The sequence below is a fragment of the Actinoallomurus iriomotensis genome (assembly GCF_030269445.1).
GTDB classification, from domain to species: domain Bacteria; phylum Actinomycetota; class Actinomycetes; order Streptosporangiales; family Streptosporangiaceae; genus Actinoallomurus; species Actinoallomurus iriomotensis.
In genome coordinates this window covers 70,472-88,138 of record NZ_BSTJ01000019.1, presented here as the reverse complement: position 1 = coordinate 88,138, position 17,667 = coordinate 70,472, and the positions used below count along the sequence as shown (strand labels likewise).

Below are 17,667 nucleotides of genomic sequence, written 5' to 3'. Positions count from 1 at the left end.
GGGTCGGGGCCCGGGACGGATCAGCCTTCCCCCGGAATGAGCACGCCCGGGTTCATGATGCCTTCGGGGTCGAGCCGGTCCTTCACCGCCCGCAGCACGGCGACGCCGAGCGGGCCCGCCTCGCGGGCGTACCAGTCGCGGTGGTCGACGCCGACGCCGTGGTGGTGACTGATCGTGCCGCCCGCCTCGATGATCGCGTCGCTGACCGCCGCCTTGGCGTCCCGCCAGCGCTCCACCGGCCGCTCCCCCTGCGCGGTGACGACCGTGAAGTACAGCGACGCGCCGGCGGGGTAGACGTGCGACACGTGGCACATGACCACCGACGAGGGCAGCTCGCGGGAGAGGGTCAGGCGCACGGCGTCGTACAGGCGCGACAGGTTCGACCAGAAGCCGGCGGTCTCCAGCGTCTCGGCGAGCACGCCGACGTCGAGCAGGGCGTCCCGCAGGTACGGCGCGGAGAACCGGCCGCGCACCCAGCTCTCCCCCGGCTCCTCGCCCTGGTAGGCGCCGCCGAGCGACGTGAGCACCGCGCGGACCTTCGCACGACGGTCGGGCACCTCGGCGGCGGTGCCCTCGTACCCGCAGACCGCGAGGCAGCCGCCCGCGTCGTTCCGCTCGCCCAGCTCGTCCGGCCGGGCCAGGCCGATCATGGTCTCGGTCTCGTCGGAGAGCCGCAGCACGGTCGGCAGCGGGCCGTCCTGGGCGAGGGCGCGGACCGCGGTGACGCCCTCGGAGAACGAGGGGAACAGCCAGCCCTCGTACACGCGCGTCTCGGGCAGCGGCCGGATCCGCACGGTCACGTCCGTGATGACGCCGAACGCACCCTCCGAGCCCAGTACGAGCTGGCGCAGGTCGGGCCCTGCCGCCGACTTGGGCGCGCGGCCGGCCTCCAGCGTGCCGGACGGCGTGGCGAGCGTGAGGCCGGCGACCATCTCGTCGAACCGCCCGTACCCGGCCGACGCCTGCCCGGAGGACCGTGCGGCGGCGAACCCGCCGATGCTCGCCCACTCGAACGACTGCGGGAAGTGGCCGAGGGTGTAGCCCTGCTCGTTCAGGAGCCGTTCGGCGCGCGGCGCGCGCAGCCCCGGCTCGAGCGTGGCCGTGCGCGAGACGGGGTCGAGGCCGACGAGCCGGTCCAGGCGCCGCAGGTCGAGCGCGATCACCGCCGCGTAGCCGCCCGCCTCCGGGGCGAGCCCGCCGACGACGGAGGTGCCGCCGCCGAACGGCACGACGGCGACCCGGTGTTCGGCGCACCGGGCCAGCACCGCGGCGACCTCGTCGTGGGAGCCGGGCAGCACGACCGCGTCGGGCGCGCCGCCGGCGTCGCCCCCGCGGATGCGCAGCAGGTCGGGCGTTGACTTGCCGCGCGTGTGCCGGATGCGGGTCTCGGCGTCCGCGCGCACGTGCTCCTCGCCGACGACGTCCTCCAGGGCGCCGGGCACGGGCCGGGCCGGCGGCGGCTCGATCTCGGCGAGCTTGACCGGCTGGGCCGGTTCGGCGTGCACGCCGAGCAACTCGCGCAGCAGTCCGGCGACGGACTCCGGCAGGCGCTCGGCCCGCTCCGGATCACCCCAGCCGCTCCACAACATGTCCACGATCGGCATCGCTACCCCCTCACCAGCGCAGTTACACTGTGACATATGGCGTCGATTCGTCACAAGAAGGATGCCGTGCTGGACGCGACACGTGACTGTGTGCTGGCGGTGGGCGTGCGTCGTACGACGCTCACCGACGTCGCACGCCGCGCCGGAGTGTCGCGCATGACCATCTACCGGCGCTGGCCGGACGTGCGGACGCTGGTCGCCGACCTGATGACCCGCGAGTGGGCCTCCGTCGTCTCGCGCGTGGCGCCGCCCGAGGACGGCTCACCCGTACGGGTCCAGGCCGTCGAGGCCCTGGTCGCCGGGGTCGGCGCCCTCCGCGCGCACCCTCTCTTCCTCAAGATCATGGAAGTCGACCCCGAGGTCCTGCTCCCCTACATCCTCGAGCGGCGCGGCACGAGCCAGGACGCCATGCTGCGCGCGATCGAGGCGACGCTGCGGGCGGGCCACCGCGACGGCAGCGTGCGCGCCGGCGACCCGGTCCGGCAGGCGCGCTCCCTGCTGCTCGTCCTCCAGTCCTTCGCCATGTCCGGCCACACCATGACCGGCGACGGTCCGGCCCTGTCGGCGGCCGCCTTCGACGAGGAGCTCCGGCAGATTCTCGAAAGGTACCTCGCGCCATGACCGAGCGGAGCGAGGGAATCGAAAACACGCACCCGTGGTCACTCCCCCCGATGAAGGAGGCTCCATGACACGTCTCCACCGGCCCGCCGAGGCGGCCGTTCCGCCCGCGTCTCCCGCCTCATCGCTGAACGCCGCGCGGCGCGCCCGCGAGCTGGCCGAGCTCGCCGACGGCACGGCCGTCGACGTCCTGGTCGTCGGGCTCGGCGCGACCGGCGCCGGCGTCGCGCTGGACGCCGCCTCACGCGGCCTGTCCGTGGCCGCGATCGACGCGCACGACCTCGCCTTCGGCACGTCGCGGTGGAGCTCCAAGCTGATCCACGGCGGCCTGCGGTACCTCGCCTCCGGGCAGCTCGGCATCGCGTACGAGAGCGCGGTCGAGCGCGGCGTCCTCATGGAGCGCACCGCGCCGCACCTCGTACGCGCGCTGCCGTTCGTGCTGCCGCTGACGCCGCAGGTCCCGGCGTCCGCGGTGGCCCTCGCCCGGGCCGGGATGCGGGCCGGTGACGTGCTGCGGATGTCGGCCCGTACCCACCGTGCCGCGCTGCCCCGGCCGCGCCGCCTGAGCACGGTGGAGGCGCTGCGGCTCGCGCCCGCGCTGCGCTCGTACGGGCTGCGCGGCGGGCTGCTGTCGTGGGACGGGCAGCTCACCGACGACGCGCGCCTGGTCACCGCGATCGCCCGTACGGCGGCGGCGCACGGCGCACGCGTCCTGACGCGCTGCCGGGCGCTCACCCTGACCGGCGACGGCGCGCAGGTGCGCGACGAACTCACCGGGGCGGAGTTCTTCCTGCGCGCCCGCGCGGTCGTGAACGCCACGGGCGTGTGGGCGGGCGGCCTCGCCGAGGGCGTGCGCCTGCGGCCCTCGCGCGGCACCCACCTCGTGTTGCGCGCCGAGAGCCTGGGCGGCCTCGCCACCGGGCTGCACCTGCCCGTGCCGGGCTCGGCGGGCCGCTTCGCGCTCGTGCTGCCGCAGGAGGACGGGCGGATCTACGTCGGGCTCACCGACGAGCCCGTCGACGGGCCGGTCCCGGACGTGCCGGAGCCCTCGGAGGCCGAGATCGGGTTCCTGCTTGACCTGCTGGACTCGGCCCTCGACGTGCCCGTGCGCCGCGCGGACGTCGCCGGGGCGTACGCCGGGCTGCGGCCGCTGCTGTACGGCGCGGAGGGCGGCACCGCCGACCTGTCCCGCCGCCACGCCGTGCTGACCGCGGCGAACGGCGTCGTGACGATCGTCGGCGGCAAGCTCACGACGTACCGCCGGATGGCCGAGGACGCGGTCGACGCCGCCCTGGCGAGCCGCGGCGTCGAGGCCGGCCCGTGCCGTACGGCCCGGCTGCCGCTCGTGGGCGCGGGCCCGGCGGCGGATCTGTCCCGGCTGGTCGCGCCGGCCCACCTGGTCCACCGGTACGGCACGGAGGCGCGCGACGTCATGGCCCTGGCCGCCGAGGACCCGGCGCTGCTGGAGCCGGTCGCGCCGGGCTCGGCGACGATCGGGGCGGAGCTGGCCTGGGCGGTCCGCCACGAGGGCGCGCTGGATGAGGGCGACCTGCTCGACCGCCGCACCCGCGTCGGCCTGATCGCCGCCGACCGCGAGGCGGCCCTGCCCGCCGCCCGCCGCGCCCTCGGCCGGGCCGAGCTGCGCCTCTGACCCGGCCGGGGACGAGTTCCCCGCCACCCGCGTGTGCGGATGGACACGGATGACCATGGACTCCTCCCAGCACCGCCGGTCCGGTGGCGGTCGCACCGGTTGCGCGGGAGGGTCCGGCCGGGCACCGTGTTCTGCGCGTGGCACGCCCGGTTCCGGCGCGAGGGCGACGTGCCGCCAGCCCCTCAGCCGCCACGACCGGCGCGACGCGGCCGACGGACTCGCGATGGAGGACAAGTGACCCTCGACCTGCCCCGACAGCACGCACGCACCCGCCGGTTCAGCCTGGGGGTCCCCCGGTCCTTCACCATCTCCCCGGACGGCCGGCGGGTCGTCTTCCTGCGGTCGCGGGCCGGGAGCGATCCGATCACCTGCCTGTGGGAGTTCGACGTCACCGCGGGCGCGGAGCGGCTCATCGCCGACCCCGGAGACGCCACCGAGGCCCTGTCACCGGCCGAGGCGACACGGCGCGAGCGCGCCCGCGAGCAGAGCGCGGGAGTGACCGCGTACGCCACCGATCGTGCGCTGACCAAGGCGACGTACGCGCTGTCCGGACGGCTGTGGCTGGCCGACCTCGCAGCCCCGTCCGCGGTGGAGCTGCCCGCGACCGGCCCGGTCGTCGGACCGCGCCCCGACCCGCTCGGCGCCACGGTCGCCTACGTGTCCGGCGGATCCCTGCGCGTGATCGGCGCGGACGGCTCCGGGGACCGCGCGCTCGCCACACCGGAGGGTCCGGAGGTGACCTACGGCCTCCCCGAGCACGTGGCGGCCGAGTCGATGGGCCGTCACCGTGGGTTCTGGTGGGCACCGGACGGCTCTCGCCTTCTGGCCGCCCAGGTCGACAACGCACCGGTACAGCGCTGGTACATCGCCAACCCGGCGCACCCGGCCAGGCCGCCCGCCGAGATCGCCTACCCGGCCGCCGGCACCCGCAACGCCGACGTGTCCCTGTGGATCGTCGGCCTGGACGGCGGCCGGGTGGCCGTCGACTGGGACCGCGCCGCCTTCGAGTACGTCACCGCCGTCTGCTGGAGCGGGCCCGAGCCGCTCATCGCCGTGCAGAGCCGCGACCAGAGGACGATGCGGGTGCTGGCGGTGGACCCGCTGACCGGGACGACACGCCCACGGCGTGAGGACACCGACCCGTACTGGGTGCAGATCGTGCCGGGTGTGCCGGCGCTCGCCGAGAGCGGCCGCCTCGTCTGGACCGCGGACCTGGACGACTGCCGGCGCCTGCTCCTCGACGACGAACCCGTCACGCCACCCCGCCTGCACGTCCGTCAGGTCCTCGGAGTCGACGGCGAGACCGTCCTGTTCACCGCGTCCACCGAGCCGACGGAGATCGGCCTGTGGACGTACGCGCCGAGTACCGGGGTGACGCCGTTCGCCGACGCGCCCGGCGTCCACCACGGTCACCGGGCGGGCGGTACGACCGTCGTGGTCGCGCAGTCCCTGCGCCACGACGGCGCCCAGGTGACCGTGCACCGGGACGGGCGGCCGGCCGCGTCGATCACCTCGCATGCCGAGAAACCCGTCCTGACGCCCAAGGTGGAACTCCTGCGCATGGGAGACGGGGAGCTGCGAACCGCCGTGCTCTTCCCGACCGGGCACACACCGGGGTCGCGACGGCTGCCGGTGCTGATGGACCCCTACGGTGGGCCCGCCGCGCAGCGCGTGCTGGCGGCGCGGAACCAGTACCTGGTCTCCCAGTGGTTCGCCGACCGTGGCTTCGCGGTCATCGTCGCGGACGGCCGCGGCACGCCCGGCCGCGGCCCCGCCTGGGAACGGGCGATCTACGGCGACCGCGCGGAGCTCGCGCTGACCGACCAGGTGGCCGCGCTGCACGCGGCCGCCGCGCGCCATCCCGACCTCGATCTGGACCGGGTCGGCATCCGCGGATGGTCCTTCGGCGGTTTCCTCGCCGCGCTCGCCGTGCTGCGCGAACCCGACGTCTTCCACGCCGCCGTGGCCGGCGCGCCAGTGACCGACCAGCGGCTGTACGACACCCACTGGAACGAGCGCTTCCTCGGCCATCCGGACGAGAACCCCGAAGCGTACGACCGCTCAAGCCTTCTCGCCGACGCGAAACACCTCCGGCGGCCGCTCATGCTGATCCACGGACTCGCGGACGACAACGTCTTCGCCGCGCACACGCTACGCCTCTCGTCGGCGCTGACGGCCGCCGGGCGACCGCACACCGTGCTGCCGCTGCCGGACGCGACGCACATGACGCCGCAGGAGGAGATCGCCGAGAACATCCTCGTCCTGGAGGCGGAGTTCCTGGAAGGCGCGCTCGGCGCGGACACCCACCGGAAGGACTGACCCCGGCGCGGCGGCGCCGTCGCGGTCGACCACCACGACCTCCACCCCGTACAGGTGATCCACCACCGAGCCGTACCGCCGGGACAGCGGCCCGTACCCGCCGCCCGCGAAATGTCCACCCCACCGATCGGATGACGGGAGGGAGGCGACCGATGAGTTTCCCGGCGAGTTCGAGTCACCATCAGGACCGCAGATGACGATTACTGGAGGGCATGATGAGCCGGCTTGCCGCCGCCGACGACGAACCGGATGCCGAGCTGGGGCCGTTCTCGTCTCCAGACGCGCGAGCGACGCCGTGGGCGTCGGCGTCGGCGGTCCTCGGTGAGGCGGAGGTGTTCTGGCTGTCCACGGTGCGACCCGACGGGCGACCCCACGTGACGCCGTTGCTGGCGGTGTGGAGTCTGGGTGGCCTGTGCTTCACCACGGGTGGTCAGGAGCGCAAGGCGCGGAACCTCGAGCACGATCCCCGCTGTGTGCTGACGACCGGCACGAACGCCCTGACCGGTGTGGACGTCGTCATCGAGGGAATCGCGTCCCTGGTGGACGAGCGCTCCGAGCGTGAACAGGCCGTCGCGGACTTCGAGCGGAAGTACGGCGCGCATCTGACCAGCCCCGAGGGCACCTGGTACCGGTTGGGCGAGGCCGTCATCGCCGGCGACGTCAGGCTGTACCGGGTCGCGCCGGCCGTCGGATTCGCCTTCGGCAAGCTGCCGGTGCCCGGCCAGACTCGCTACACGTGGCCGAGCCGGTGACGACGACGCCCGCACTGCAGCACAAGGTGCAGAGCGTCCTCGACGAACTCGTCGACACCGGAGCCGAGACCGGCTTGCAGGTCGCCGTCTACCATCACGGTGCCCACGGCAAGACGACCGCGACTCTTCGGCACGTGCTCACGCACTCGGCCGGCGTGCCGGCGATGCCTCGTGGCATCGGCCCTGCCGACCTGATCGACTCCCACTTCACGACCGCGCGGCGGCTCGCGGACCTGACCACGGCCGAGCTCAACGCTGCGTGAGCACCGACCCGGCGAAGGCGTCGATGGCGTTGATGACGGCTTCGAAACGCAGCGAGTGGAACAGGTCGAAGGCGTGCTGCCCGCCGGGCAGTTCGGCGTAGACGACCGGCCGGGTCGACACGGCGCGCAGGCGTTCGGCGAAGAGCCGGGCCGTCTCGACCGGCGTCAGGGTGTCGTGATCGCCGTGAACGATGAAGAACGGCGGTGCGTCCGGCCGTACATGGGCGAAGGGCGAGGTCCGCGGGTCCGCCTCGTCGTACGGGCCGTAGTAGCCGCCCAGACCGATCACCGCCGCGACGGAGGTGTCCGCGGGTTCGAAGCCGGGCTGGAAGGCGGGGTCGTCCGCGGTGAGACCGGCCAGGGCCGCCAGGTGAGCACCCGCCGAGCTGCCCGCCAGCACGATCCGATCGGGGTCGGCGCCGTAGGAGGGGCCGTGTTCCCGGACCCAGGCGATCACCTTCTTGGCGTCCACCAGGTGGTCGTGGAAGGTCGCCTGCGGGCTCAGGCGGTAGTTCGCGCTCACGCACACCCAGCCCTCGCCGGCCAGCCGGTGCAGGAGGGGAAGGGACTGGCTGTTCTTCCGGCCCGCCGTGTACCCGCCGCCGTGCAGGTGGATCAGGACCGGGGCCCCGGTGGGCCGGGAGCGGTGACGGTAGAGGTCCAGGAGGTTGTGCCGGCCCGCCGGGCCGTACGTCAGGCCGGGGATCCGCTCCACCGCGCGGCGACGGCGGAAGAAGGGCCGGAACAGGATGCGCCCGTACGGCAGACGCCGCGCGACGGGCACCGTCCCCATGGCACGTCGCACGGCGGGCAGCGCCCGGCCGCCGCGCCACGCCACGACCCCCAGACCCGCGCCCGGGCCCACCAGGGCCGCCACCGCCACGGCGGCGGCGGCCGGTGCGGCCAGGTCGCCCTCGGCGAGGGCCAGGGCGGTGGCGGCCAGGAGCCAGGCGAGCGCCACGAAGGGCAGCTCGTTGACGACCACGCCGAGCCGGAAGCTCAGCATGGCCAGCGGCCGGGGCCGGCGCGGCGCGGCCAGCGTGAGCAGGGCGCCGGCCGCGAGAAGGCCCACGGTGACCAGATAGCCGTAGGGCAGGCTCATCGGCGCACCAGCCCGGTGACGAGCACGGCGGCGACGGCCAGGTGCAGCAGGACCAGCACCAGCGCCGCGGCGGCCCCGGCCGCGCCGCCGAGCGGGCCGGTCAGGGACAGGGCGAGCACCGCCAGAGCGATGATCGTCCAGGTACGGCCGGGCCGGGCCGCCGACCGCTCCAGGACGGCCAGGAGCGCCCAGCCCGCGAGCCCGGCCAGCAGGCTCGCCACCGCGACGGCCACCGGCCCGACCGTCTGCTCGCCACCGCCCGACCGTACGGTCAGCGTGGTTCCGGCCAGCGGCACCGCCAGGGCCCACACGGCCAGGGCGACGGCGGGTGCGCCGAGCACGGTGATGAAGAGTCTTCGCACAGAGGTGTTCACGCCGAGCAGCCTCGCCCGCCCGGCCGGGCCGCCGCATCGGGCGCGCGGTCGCACCGTGTCCGTCCCGCGTGGGGGCCGGCTCCGACTTTGGTAGGTGACGGCCCCGCCGGACCGGCGGCTACCTTGAGCCCGTGAACCGATGCCGATCCCCGCGTACGGTCGCCGTGGCGAGTGTGGCCCTCGGAATTGGCGGGCTGACCGCCGTGTCCCTGTGGGGGCAGAAGGGCGGGTCCCTGTTCGTGCTGGATGCCGCGGCCGCGGTCGCGAGCCTGCTCGCGGCGCTCGCCCAGCTGCGGTGGCCGGTCTCCGGCGCGCTCGCCGCCACCCTGCTCGCCGCGGTCTCCCCGGTGGCCACGCCGGCGGCGACGATGGGGGCGTTGCAGGCGGCCCAGCGCAGGCGGTTCCCCATCGCGGTGACCGTGACGGCGGCGGGCATGGCGGCGCACGTGGTCCAGCGACTGTGGCGGCCCAATTCCGGCATCTCTCTCGGCTGGTGGCTGCTGCTGATCTTCGCCGCGTACGGCGCGCTGCTCGGCTGGGGCGCGCTGGCCCGCTCGCGCCGCGCGCTGCTCATCTCCCTGTACGAGCGCGCCCAGCGTGCCGAGGCCGAGCAGGGCAGGCGGGTCGCCGAGGCCCGCATGGCCGAGCGGCGCACGCTCGCCCGGGAGATGCACGACGTGCTGGCCCACCGGCTGTCGCTGGTGGCCACCCACGCCGGAGCGCTGGAGTACCGCCCGGACTCCTCCCCCGAGCAGCTCGCCCGCGCGGCCGGGGTGGTCCGCACCGGCGTGCACCAGGCGCTGGAGGAGCTGCGTCAGGTGATCGGCCTCCTGCGCGAGGAAGACGACGGGTACGACGACCTGGAACCCCGGCCCACGCTGGCCGACCTGCCCCGCCTGGTCGCCGAGGCGCAGGAGGCGGGCCAGCCCGTACGCCTGCGCGAGGAGGTCACCGACGCCACGACACTTCCGCCGGCCGCCGCCCGGACCGCCTACCGGGTCGCGCAGGAGGGGCTGACCAACGCGCGCAAGCACGCTCCCGGCCGGCCGGTCGACGTGCTGCTGCACGGCCGTCCCGGCACGCGCCTGCTGATCGACATCCGCAACCCGCTGCCGGCGGCGGACTCGGCCCCAGCCGTGCCGGGCAGCGGTCTGGGCCTGGTCGGGCTCACCGAGCGGGTACGGCTGGCCGGCGGGCGGCTGGACCACCGGATCGCCGATCGGGAGTTCCGGCTCCAGGCGTCGCTACCATGGCCCGCGTGATCCGCGTGCTGCTGGTCGACGATGACGCCATGGTCCGTGCCGGGCTGTCGATGATGCTCGACGGCGCCGCCGGGATCACCGTCGTCGGCGAGGCCGCCGACGGCCAGGAGGCCATCACCGCCACCGACGCCCACGCACCCGACGTCGTCCTCATGGACCTGCGGATGCCGGGCGTCGACGGCATCACCGCCACCCGCCGGCTGCGCGCCCGCGCTCGTCCCCCGGAGGTGATCGTGCTGACCACCTTCGACACCGACGAGAACATCCTGTACGCACTGCGCGCCGGCGCCAGCGGGTTCCTGCTCAAGGACACCTCGCCTCCGCGGATCGTGGAGGCGGTCACCCGGGTGGCGGAGGGAGACCCGATCCTGTCCCCCCGCATCACCCGGCGGCTCATGGACCGCACCGTCACCCAGACCGGCACCTACGAGCGGGCCCGCGCCGCGCTGGCCGTCCTCACCCCACGCGAGCACGAGGTGACCCTCGCGATCGCCCGCGGCCGGACGAACGCCGACATCGCCGCGGAGCTCGCCATGGGCATCACGACGGTCAAGGCTCACGTCTCCAGCATTCTCACCAAGCTCGGCCTGGACAACCGCACCCAGATCGCGCTCCTGGCCCACGACGCGGGCCTGAGCTAGCCGAAACGGCCCCCGCCCGATGGGCGGGGGCCGTGCCGGTGCTCAAGGTCAGGAGACCGGGGCTCCGGTCTTCGGGTCGAGGATCAGCCGGCCCGCCCTCGGGTGGCGGAAGTCCAGCAGGCCGCCGACACCGCCGGCGCGTACGTCCATCGACGCGTCGCCGATCCGGCCCACCCGCCAGTTGTCCTCGATGAACCGCAGGATCGAGGTCTGCTCGGCGTACGAGTGGTCGACGTGGTTGACCCGGGAGTACGGCGAGATGGCGAGCAGCGGCAGGCGCTGGCTCGGCCCGCAGCGGTCCTGGTAGCCGCCCGCGGCAGGCTTCTTCGAGCACAGCGGCGTGTCCTGTGAGGCGTCGGACGAGCCGTTCGTGACCTTCGGCGCCACGTGGTCGTACCAGCCGTCGGAGTCGTCGTAGGCGATGAAGACGGCGGTGGACTTCCACTCCGGCGACTGCTGGATCTTGTTGATCGTGCCGGCGAGGAACTGCTGCTCGTCCAGCGGGTCGGAGTAGCCCGCGTGGCCGTCCTGGTACGACGCGGCCTTCAGGAAGCTCACCGCCGGCAGGTTGCCGGCCTTGAGCGCCGCGTCGAAGTCGGTCAGGTCGTAGTTGTGGTTCGCCTGGTCCGTACGGCCGATCGCGGCGACCGACGACGGCGGCAGGTGTTTCTCGTTCGCCGTCGACTTGTAGTACGCGAACGGGTTGTGGTGCGGGCTGTAGTCCACCACCGGGACACCGCCGACGTTCTCGTGGGTGGTGCCGCAGACCGCGTAGCCGTTGGCCGAGCCGGTCGGCCTGAAGCCGCCCTGGAACCAGCCCCAGGTGACCTTCTTCTGGTTCAGCAGGTCGCCGATGTTGCGGCCGGTCATCACGCCGAGGTTGTTCTTGGACGTGTGGTTGTTGCCCGAGCAGTCGTCGAACGCCGGGTCCGGATCGTTGATCATGGTACCGACGCCGTTCTTGTCCGGCGACTGAACGACGTAGGAGTCGCTGACCTTCTCATGCGTCACCGGGTCGACGGCGTAGATGCCGTGGGTGTTGCCGGAGACGAGGTCGATCGCGCCCGGCGACGAGGGTCCGAACACCGTGTCCCAGCTGTTGTCGCTCATCGCGTAGTTCTGGGCGTAGTTCCACATGCCGGTGACGGTGTTGCCGTCGAAGTAGTCCATCACCAGGCCCGGCTCACCGAACAGGACCGGCTGGCCGGTGCACTTGTCCTTCTCGGTGTTCTCGACGAACTTGTCCATCCTGCCGCCGTTGACGGCCAGCTGCTCCTTGCCGTACGTGTGGTCCTGGTCGCAGGTCAGGGCCTGTTCGTGCGTAAGGCGCTGGGGGTCGTACACGTTCGGGTTGTCGGTGAGCAGCTTCTTGCTCAGCCCGTTCACCTTCGGCGTGTGCTTCTTGGCGGTGAACTTCGTCCCGTCCGTGTTGGCCGCCTTCGGGTACGTCCCGAAGTAGTGGTCGAAGGAGATGTTCTCGTCGAACAGCACGACGACGTGCTGGATCGGCGTCGAGGTACGGACCGGCGACCACTCGGCGGCGGTCAGCGTGCTCGCGGCGTTCTGGCCGCTTCCGCAGCTCGCCAGGGTCAGCGAACCGGCCGCCACCAGGGCGGCGGCGATCGCCGCCGGTCTGTGCCTCTTCCACTTGCGGGGAGCCATTTACCCTCCAGGGTGAAGACGGAGCGACGATCATGTTGCCGGAACCCGAACGAGAGGTAAACAGCAGGTGATGACGAAAAGGCGCCCCCACCCGGCCGAAGCCGGACGGAGGCGCCTTCGCTGCCTGGCTCGGGCTACCGGCGAGCGCCCGTCTTCGGGTCGAGGATCAGGTTCCTCGCCGCCGGCCTGTGGAAGTCGAACATGTGGGACAGGTCTCCCGCGCGAGCGTCGAACGAGGCGTCGCCGATCCGGCCGACACCCCAGTTCTGCTCGATGAACTTCGTGATCGAGGCCTGCTCGGTGTAGTGGTGGTCGACGTAGTTGACCTTGGAGTACGGCGAGACCACCAGCAGCGGAAGCCGCTGGCTGGGGCCGCAGCGGTCCTGGTAGCCACCGGCCACGACCCTGGTCTTGCCGCAGGTCGCGGTGTCGTCGTTGGCGGCGTCGGACGAGCCGTTCAGGATCCGCGGAGCCACGTGGTCGTACCAGCCGTCGGAGTCGTCATAGGCGATGACGACCGCGGTGGACTTCCAGTCCGGGGACTGCTGCAGCTTGTTGATCGTGTTCACGAGGAACTGCTGCTCGTCCAGCGGGTCGGAGTAGCCCGCGTGGCCGTCCTGGTACTCGCCGGCCTTCAGGAAGCTCACCGCCGGCAGGTTGCCCGCCTTGAGCGCCGCGTCGAAGTCCGTCAGGTCGTAGTTGTGGTTGGCCTGGTCCGTACGGCCGATCGCGGCGACCGACGACGGCGGCAGGTGCTTGGGGTTGGAGGTCGACTTGTAGTACTGGAACGGCGAGTGGTGCGGGCTGTAGTCGACCGAGGAGACGCCGCCGACGTTGGCGTGGGTGGCGCCGCAGACCGCGTAGCCGTTCGCCGAGCCGGTCGGCTTGAAGCCGCCCTGGAACCAGCCCCAGGTGACCTTCCTCTGGTTGAGCAGGTCACCGATGTTCTTGCCGGTCATCACGGCCAGGTTGTTCTTGGACGTGTGGTTGTTGCCCGAGCAGTCGTCGAAGGCCGGGTCCGGGTCGTTGATGACCGTGCCCACGCCGTTCTTGTCCGGCGAGGCGACCACGTACGAGTCGCTGACCTTCGCGCCCGTCTTCGGGTCGACGGCGTAGACGCCGTGGGTCTGACCCGAGATCAGGTTGAGCGCGCCGGGGGTGGACGGCCCGAAGACCGAGTCCCAGGAGTTGTCGCTCATCGCGTAGTTCTGGGCGTAGTTCCACAGCCCGGTGACGGTGTTGCCGTCGTAGTAGTCCATGACCAGGCCCGGCTCACCGAACAGGGGCGGCATGCCCGTGCAGGTGTCCTTGCCGGTGTTCTCCACGAACTTGTCGACCTTGCCCCCGTCGACGGCCTTCTGCTCGTGGCCGTAGCTGTGGTCCTGGTCGCAGGTCAGGGCCTGGTCGTGCGTCAGGCGCGTGGGGTTGTACTGGTTCGGGTTCTTGGTGAGGAGCTTCTTGGTCAGCCCGTTCACCTTCGGGGTGTGCCTCGCGGCGGTGAACTTCGTGCCGTCCGTGTTGGCCGCCTTCGGGTACGTCCCGAAGTAGTGATCGAACGAGATGTTCTCGTCGAACAGCACCACGAGGTGCTTGATCGGGGTCGCGGTCCGGACGGGCGACTCGGCCGCGGTGAGCGACGTCGCCCCGCCTCCCGTCGTGCCGCAGGCCGCGAGAGCCAGCGAGCCGGCGGCCACCAGCGAAGCGGCGATCACCACCGGTCGCCGTCTCTTCCACTTGCCGGGACCCATCTTGCCTCCTGGGGAAATATCAAGCTCCGGGCCCTGAGATGAGGAATCCCGGGGGCCGCGTCGGTCCAGCGGGGATCTCATCGGACCGGGACGAAGATCGCGGTGATGGAAGGTGTACGGCAGGTGAACAAGGCCCCATGTGGGATTAAAGGATCTTTGCCTCGCCTTCACGGCGAAGGCGTTCATCCGCCGTACACCTACGCGAGGAGCGTTCGCCCCAGGAAGTCCTTGGAATCGCGTGCGCCCGGCAGCGCGAAGAAGTAGCCGCCGCCGAACGGGGTGATGTAGTCGACGAGCGGCTCGTCGATCAGGCGTTCCTGCACGGCCTCGAACTGGCGCTCGGGGTTCTGCTGGTAGCAGGTGAACACCAGGCCCATGTCGAGGTCGCCGACGGAGTCCACGCCGCGGTCGTAGTTGTAGCTGCGGCGCAGGATCCGGCTGTCGGCGGTCTGCGGCGTGCGGGGGTTGGCCATCCGGATGTGGCTGGTCAGCGGGATGACCTTCCCGATCGGGTCCTCGGCGAACCGGGGTTCGTCCGCCTCGCGCGTGCCGTCGAGGGGCGCGCCGGTCGCCCGGTCGCGGCCGAACATCTGCTCCTGCTCGGTGATCCCCACCCGGTCCCAGAACTCCACGAGCATGCGGATCAGCCGGATGACGACGTACGAGCCACCGGCCGTCCAGGCGGGCTCGCGCGAGCGGTCCGCCCAGACCAGGCGGTCCATCTCGGCCGCGCTCGTGGCGTCGGGGTTGGAGATGCCGTCCTTGAAGCCCATGAGGTTGCGGGGCGTGCCGCTCGGGCGTGGCGGGCTGGTGAACCCGCTCATCCGCCAGCGGATCTGCGCCGCGCCGCGCGTGTGCCGCGCGATGTCGCGCAGCGCGTGCACGACGGTGTCGTCGTCCTCGGCCGACAGCTGCAGGCTGACGTCGCCGTGGCACCAGTCCGGGTCGAGGTCGTCGTTGGGGAACATCCGCATCGGCTTCAGCCCGGCGGGCTTGCGGCTCGCCAGGCCGTACCGGTCGTCGAACAGCGAGGCGCCGACGCCGACGGTGACCGTCAGCCCGCCGGCGGGCACGTCGGGCCCGAGCACTCCGGAGTCGGGCGGCGGCCCGCTGATGCCGCTGTCGTCCGGCGCGCCGCCGGCGGTCAGCGTGCGGGCCCGGTCGGTGAGGGTGCGGAAGAACTCGGTCAGCTCGCCCCGCCCGGACGCGATGACGTCGAGGGAGACCACGATCGTCCGCGGGCGCGACCGGTCGAGCACGCCGGCCTGGTGCACGCCGTGGAACGGGCGTGCGGGGGGCGTGGTGGCGCGGTCCGCCGGCGCCGCCGCGGCGGACGCGGACGCGCCGGCGAGCGAGCCGGCGACGCCGGCTGCCAGCGCGCCGCGCAGGAAGGACCGGCGGTCGCCGCCGGCACCGTCGTCACGTGGGCCGCGGGCGCTCATGAGACGCGCCTCGGCTCGGCGAGCGTGGCGATCGGCGCGAGCAGCTCCAGCAGCCGGCCCGCCGTTCCGTTCAGGCGCTCGCGCTCCGCGGTGGAGAGACCGTCGACCGAGGACCTGCCCTTGAGCTGCGCGTCGAGCCGGTCGAGCCAGGTGTCGACCTGGGACAGGGCCGGGTAGCGGTCGCGCAGGACCGGCCGGAGGACGCCGAGCACCTCGCGGGTGCCCTCGACGTTGGCGGCCGCCGTCCTGAGCGTGGTGCCGCTCCCCTGGTCGGCCGTGCCGGTGAGCTGGAACTGCAGGGTGTTCTCCAGGATCTCGTGCGCCCTGAGCGGCAGGTCCGCGGGGTCCATGCGCTGGTGCGGGAAGTCGGACTTCAGGGCGCGGGTGTCGTGGGCGAGCCGGTCGGCCACCTTGCGCAGCGACGCGGCGGACTCCCCGTGCCACAGGCCGTACTCCAACCGGTGGAAGCCGGTGAAGTCCGGGTCGTGCACGCCCTTCGGCAGGCCGGCGGGGCCGCCGTTGATCGCGCCGTCGAAGTCGCCGAACGTGCCGTACGCCGCCCCGAGGCGCTCGTACGAGACGTGGGCCGGCGTCCAGGCGGTACGGGCCGCGCCGAGGTCGCCGTCGTCCACGGCCGCGCGCAGCCGGTCCGTCGCGGCGATGAGGCGGTCGAGCCCGGCGTCGACGTACTTGGAGTACGCCCGCGCCGGGGCGTACAGGTCGTTGTTGGTCACGGGCAGCACCGCGACGCTGCTCCCGCGGCCGCCGGCGATGCGTACCGAGGGGCCGGTGACCGGGTCGCCGGCGCGGTCGTCCTCGCAGCGGAAGGCGTACGTGCCGCCCCCGAGGGACAGGTGCAGTCGCCGCGTCACGCCGGGCCCCAGGCCCTCGACCTCGGCGTAGACCGCGCCGGAGGACGGATCGACGAGCATCACGCCCGCGGCGGTGGCGCCGTCGTTACGCAGCGTGAGAACCTGACCGCCCGCGTGCGGATGCGTCCAGCCGGTGCCGCAGCCGGTGGTCGACGCCTCGATGGCGGCCGGGCGCGGTGCGCCGAGGGTCGGGCGGGCGTCACCGGCGCTGGCCAGCAACAACGCCACGCTCACGACCAGGAACGGCGTGCGCATGGGGCTCCCATGATCGGTCTCGGGGGACGGAAACACTGTAGAGCGTGCGCGGTGTCACGCGTCGACGCCTTCCGGCATTTCTCGGGCGGGTGTTCACGCTGTGTTCATTCACGACTCCTGTTCACTCGCGTGACGGCAGATAGTTAGGTTAGTCTTACCTAATAAGCCTGTGAAGGGGGTTCGTTGCGAGACAACCGATGCACGCACTGCGCCGGGTGCCATATCGGCCGGCGTCCGTGCCTGGCCAGCGCGACCGTGGGCTCGCGCGCCTGGTTGCTCATCGAACACCCCGGCCCGTGGGGCGAGGACGTCGACACCATGACACTCCCCCCGCCCATCGCCGAGGCCGTCGCCCGCGCCCGGCGCCACGGCGTACGCCCCCAGCTCATCCGGGCGCCCCGGCGGCGGCGCGTCACACCGCCGCTCCGGGTGTACGCCGGGTTCTCCGGCCCCGGCGGCGACGTCTGGCTGGAGGGACGCGAGCTGGAGGACCCCGAGGAACTGGCCGACCTCGACCTGGCCGCCGTCGGCGCCGGCCACGCCCCCGGGTTCGGAGTGCCGGTCGCCGGGCCGGTGTTCCTCGTGTGCACGCACGGGAGGCACAACGCCTGCTGCGCCCGCGTCGGCGCGCCCCTCGCCCGGTTCCTGCACGAGCGGTTCGGCGAGGTGTGGGAGACGACACATGTGGGCGGCGACCGCTACGCCGCGAACCTCGTCTGCCTGCCGCACGGCCTGTTCTACGGCGACCTGGACGAGCGGCGGGCGCTGGTCGCGGCGGAGGAATATCGGCGCGGCCGGGTGGTCCTCGAAGGCTTCCGCGGACGGGGCGGCCAGCCGGAGTCCTCGCAGGCAGCGGAGCATTTCGTCCGTGCGCGTACGGGGGTCCTCGGGGTCGGCGACGTCACCGTGGAGTCCATGGCCGGCGACGTCGCCGTGGTGCGAGCACGCACGGCACGCTATAGGCTCCGAGTAGAGCAGAGGCCGATGAGCGCCTGCGGTCCCGGATGCGGCGAAGACGTCCGAACCTATGTTGAACGGGACCTGACTCTTCTCAACGCGACGGCCCTCGTGTAACCTCTCCGAGGCCCTGTACGCCGTTCCC

Annotated in this window: 15 protein-coding genes; 8 read left to right on the top strand and 7 right to left on the bottom strand. The window is 72.8% G+C overall.

The window, feature by feature from the left end:
• Positions 1-20 precede the first annotated feature (20 nt).
• Complete coding sequence (locus QSK37_RS48175; protein WP_285635909.1) at positions 21-1,604, bottom strand: FAD-binding oxidoreductase; 1,584 nt, start codon at positions 1,602-1,604, stop codon at positions 21-23.
• A gap of 36 nt (positions 1,605-1,640) precedes the next feature.
• Here QSK37_RS48175 and QSK37_RS48170 point away from each other — a divergent pair, with 36 nt between their 5' ends.
• The 5 genes from QSK37_RS48170 (at position 1,641) to QSK37_RS48150 (ending at position 7,207) form a co-directional block, all read left to right on the top strand.
• Positions 1,641-2,225, top strand: a complete 585-nt coding sequence (locus QSK37_RS48170; protein ID WP_285635907.1) for a TetR/AcrR family transcriptional regulator — start codon at positions 1,641-1,643, stop codon at positions 2,223-2,225.
• A 64-nt stretch (positions 2,226-2,289) separates the two neighbouring features.
• Positions 2,290-3,873, top strand: a complete 1,584-nt coding sequence (locus QSK37_RS48165) for a glycerol-3-phosphate dehydrogenase/oxidase (RefSeq protein ID WP_285635905.1) — start codon at positions 2,290-2,292, stop codon at positions 3,871-3,873.
• Positions 3,874-4,107: 234 nt separating this feature from the next.
• Positions 4,108-6,192, top strand: a complete 2,085-nt coding sequence (locus QSK37_RS48160; protein WP_285635903.1) for a S9 family peptidase — start codon at positions 4,108-4,110, stop codon at positions 6,190-6,192.
• 215 nt (positions 6,193-6,407) lie between these two features.
• Positions 6,408-6,944: a pyridoxamine 5'-phosphate oxidase family protein gene (locus QSK37_RS48155; protein ID WP_285635900.1), complete on the top strand. Its 537-nt coding sequence runs from the start codon at positions 6,408-6,410 to the stop codon at positions 6,942-6,944.
• Complete coding sequence (locus QSK37_RS48150; protein ID WP_285635898.1) at positions 6,929-7,207, top strand: hypothetical protein; 279 nt, start codon at positions 6,929-6,931, stop codon at positions 7,205-7,207. The genes QSK37_RS48155 and QSK37_RS48150 overlap by 16 nt, the downstream gene beginning before the upstream one ends.
• Here QSK37_RS48150 and QSK37_RS48145 read toward each other — a convergent pair.
• On the bottom strand, positions 7,194-8,309 hold the full coding sequence (locus QSK37_RS48145) for an alpha/beta hydrolase (RefSeq protein WP_285635896.1): 1,116 nt from the start codon (positions 8,307-8,309) through the stop codon (positions 7,194-7,196). The two genes, QSK37_RS48150 and QSK37_RS48145, sit on opposite strands and share 14 nt — an antisense overlap.
• Positions 8,306-8,683, bottom strand: a complete 378-nt coding sequence (locus QSK37_RS48140; RefSeq protein ID WP_285635895.1) for a DUF6069 family protein — start codon at positions 8,681-8,683, stop codon at positions 8,306-8,308. The genes QSK37_RS48145 and QSK37_RS48140 overlap by 4 nt, the downstream gene beginning before the upstream one ends.
• Positions 8,684-8,814: 131 nt before the next feature.
• On the opposite strand from QSK37_RS48140, the gene QSK37_RS48135 reads away from it, so the two are divergent.
• Positions 8,815-9,945 carry a sensor histidine kinase gene (locus QSK37_RS48135; protein WP_285635894.1) on the top strand — a complete coding sequence of 377 codons (1,131 nt, stop codon included), beginning with the start codon at positions 8,815-8,817 and terminating at the stop codon, positions 9,943-9,945.
• Positions 9,933-10,586, top strand: coding sequence for a response regulator (locus QSK37_RS48130; protein WP_285635893.1), 654 nt, complete (start codon positions 9,933-9,935; stop codon positions 10,584-10,586). The genes QSK37_RS48135 and QSK37_RS48130 overlap by 13 nt, the downstream gene beginning before the upstream one ends.
• 48 nt (positions 10,587-10,634) lie before the next feature.
• Here the strand turns inward: QSK37_RS48130 and QSK37_RS48125 are convergent, their stop codons facing one another.
• From QSK37_RS48125 to QSK37_RS48110, 4 genes are all read right to left on the bottom strand, one after another.
• The gene (locus tag QSK37_RS48125) at positions 10,635-12,248 is read right to left on the bottom strand and encodes a phospholipase C (protein ID WP_285635892.1); all 1,614 of its coding nucleotides are present in this window, start codon (positions 12,246-12,248) and stop codon (positions 10,635-10,637) included.
• Positions 12,249-12,382: 134 nt separating this feature from the next.
• A complete protein-coding gene (locus QSK37_RS48120) occupies positions 12,383-13,996 on the bottom strand; it encodes a phospholipase C (protein WP_285635891.1) in 1,614 nt (537 codons plus the stop codon).
• A 197-nt stretch (positions 13,997-14,193) separates the two neighbouring features.
• Positions 14,194-15,438 (bottom strand): iron uptake transporter deferrochelatase/peroxidase subunit, encoded by a 1,245-nt coding sequence (gene efeB, locus QSK37_RS48115; RefSeq protein WP_285635888.1) that lies wholly within the window; start codon positions 15,436-15,438, stop codon positions 14,194-14,196.
• Positions 15,435-16,565, bottom strand: coding sequence for an EfeM/EfeO family lipoprotein (locus tag QSK37_RS48110; protein WP_285635885.1), 1,131 nt, complete (start codon positions 16,563-16,565; stop codon positions 15,435-15,437). The genes efeB and QSK37_RS48110 overlap by 4 nt, the downstream gene beginning before the upstream one ends.
• Before the next feature lie 183 nt (positions 16,566-16,748).
• Between QSK37_RS48110 and QSK37_RS48105 the strand changes: the two genes are divergently transcribed.
• Positions 16,749-17,639, top strand: coding sequence for a ferredoxin family protein (locus tag QSK37_RS48105; protein WP_285635878.1), 891 nt, complete (start codon positions 16,749-16,751; stop codon positions 17,637-17,639).
• Positions 17,640-17,667 lie beyond the last annotated feature (28 nt).

Bases quoted from the DNA above. Each gene is read 5' to 3' on its own strand.
- QSK37_RS48175 (WP_285635909.1), bottom strand. From the start codon at position 1,604: ATGCCGATCGTGGACATGTTGTGGAGCGGCTGGGGTGATCCGGAGCGG.
- QSK37_RS48170 (WP_285635907.1), top strand. From the start codon at position 1,641: ATGGCGTCGATTCGTCACAAGAAGGATGCCGTGCTGGACGCGACACGT.
- QSK37_RS48165 (WP_285635905.1), top strand. From the start codon at position 2,290: ATGACACGTCTCCACCGGCCCGCCGAGGCGGCCGTTCCGCCCGCGTCT.
- QSK37_RS48155 (WP_285635900.1), top strand. From the start codon at position 6,408: ATGAGCCGGCTTGCCGCCGCCGACGACGAACCGGATGCCGAGCTGGGG.
- QSK37_RS48145 (WP_285635896.1), bottom strand. From the start codon at position 8,309: ATGAGCCTGCCCTACGGCTATCTGGTCACCGTGGGCCTTCTCGCGGCC.
- QSK37_RS48130 (WP_285635893.1), top strand. From the start codon at position 9,933: ATGGCCCGCGTGATCCGCGTGCTGCTGGTCGACGATGACGCCATGGTC.
- QSK37_RS48125 (WP_285635892.1), bottom strand. From the start codon at position 12,248: ATGGCTCCCCGCAAGTGGAAGAGGCACAGACCGGCGGCGATCGCCGCC.
- QSK37_RS48120 (WP_285635891.1), bottom strand. From the start codon at position 13,996: ATGGGTCCCGGCAAGTGGAAGAGACGGCGACCGGTGGTGATCGCCGCT.
- efeB (WP_285635888.1), bottom strand. From the start codon at position 15,438: ATGAGCGCCCGCGGCCCACGTGACGACGGTGCCGGCGGCGACCGCCGG.
- QSK37_RS48110 (WP_285635885.1), bottom strand. From the start codon at position 16,565: ATGCGCACGCCGTTCCTGGTCGTGAGCGTGGCGTTGTTGCTGGCCAGC.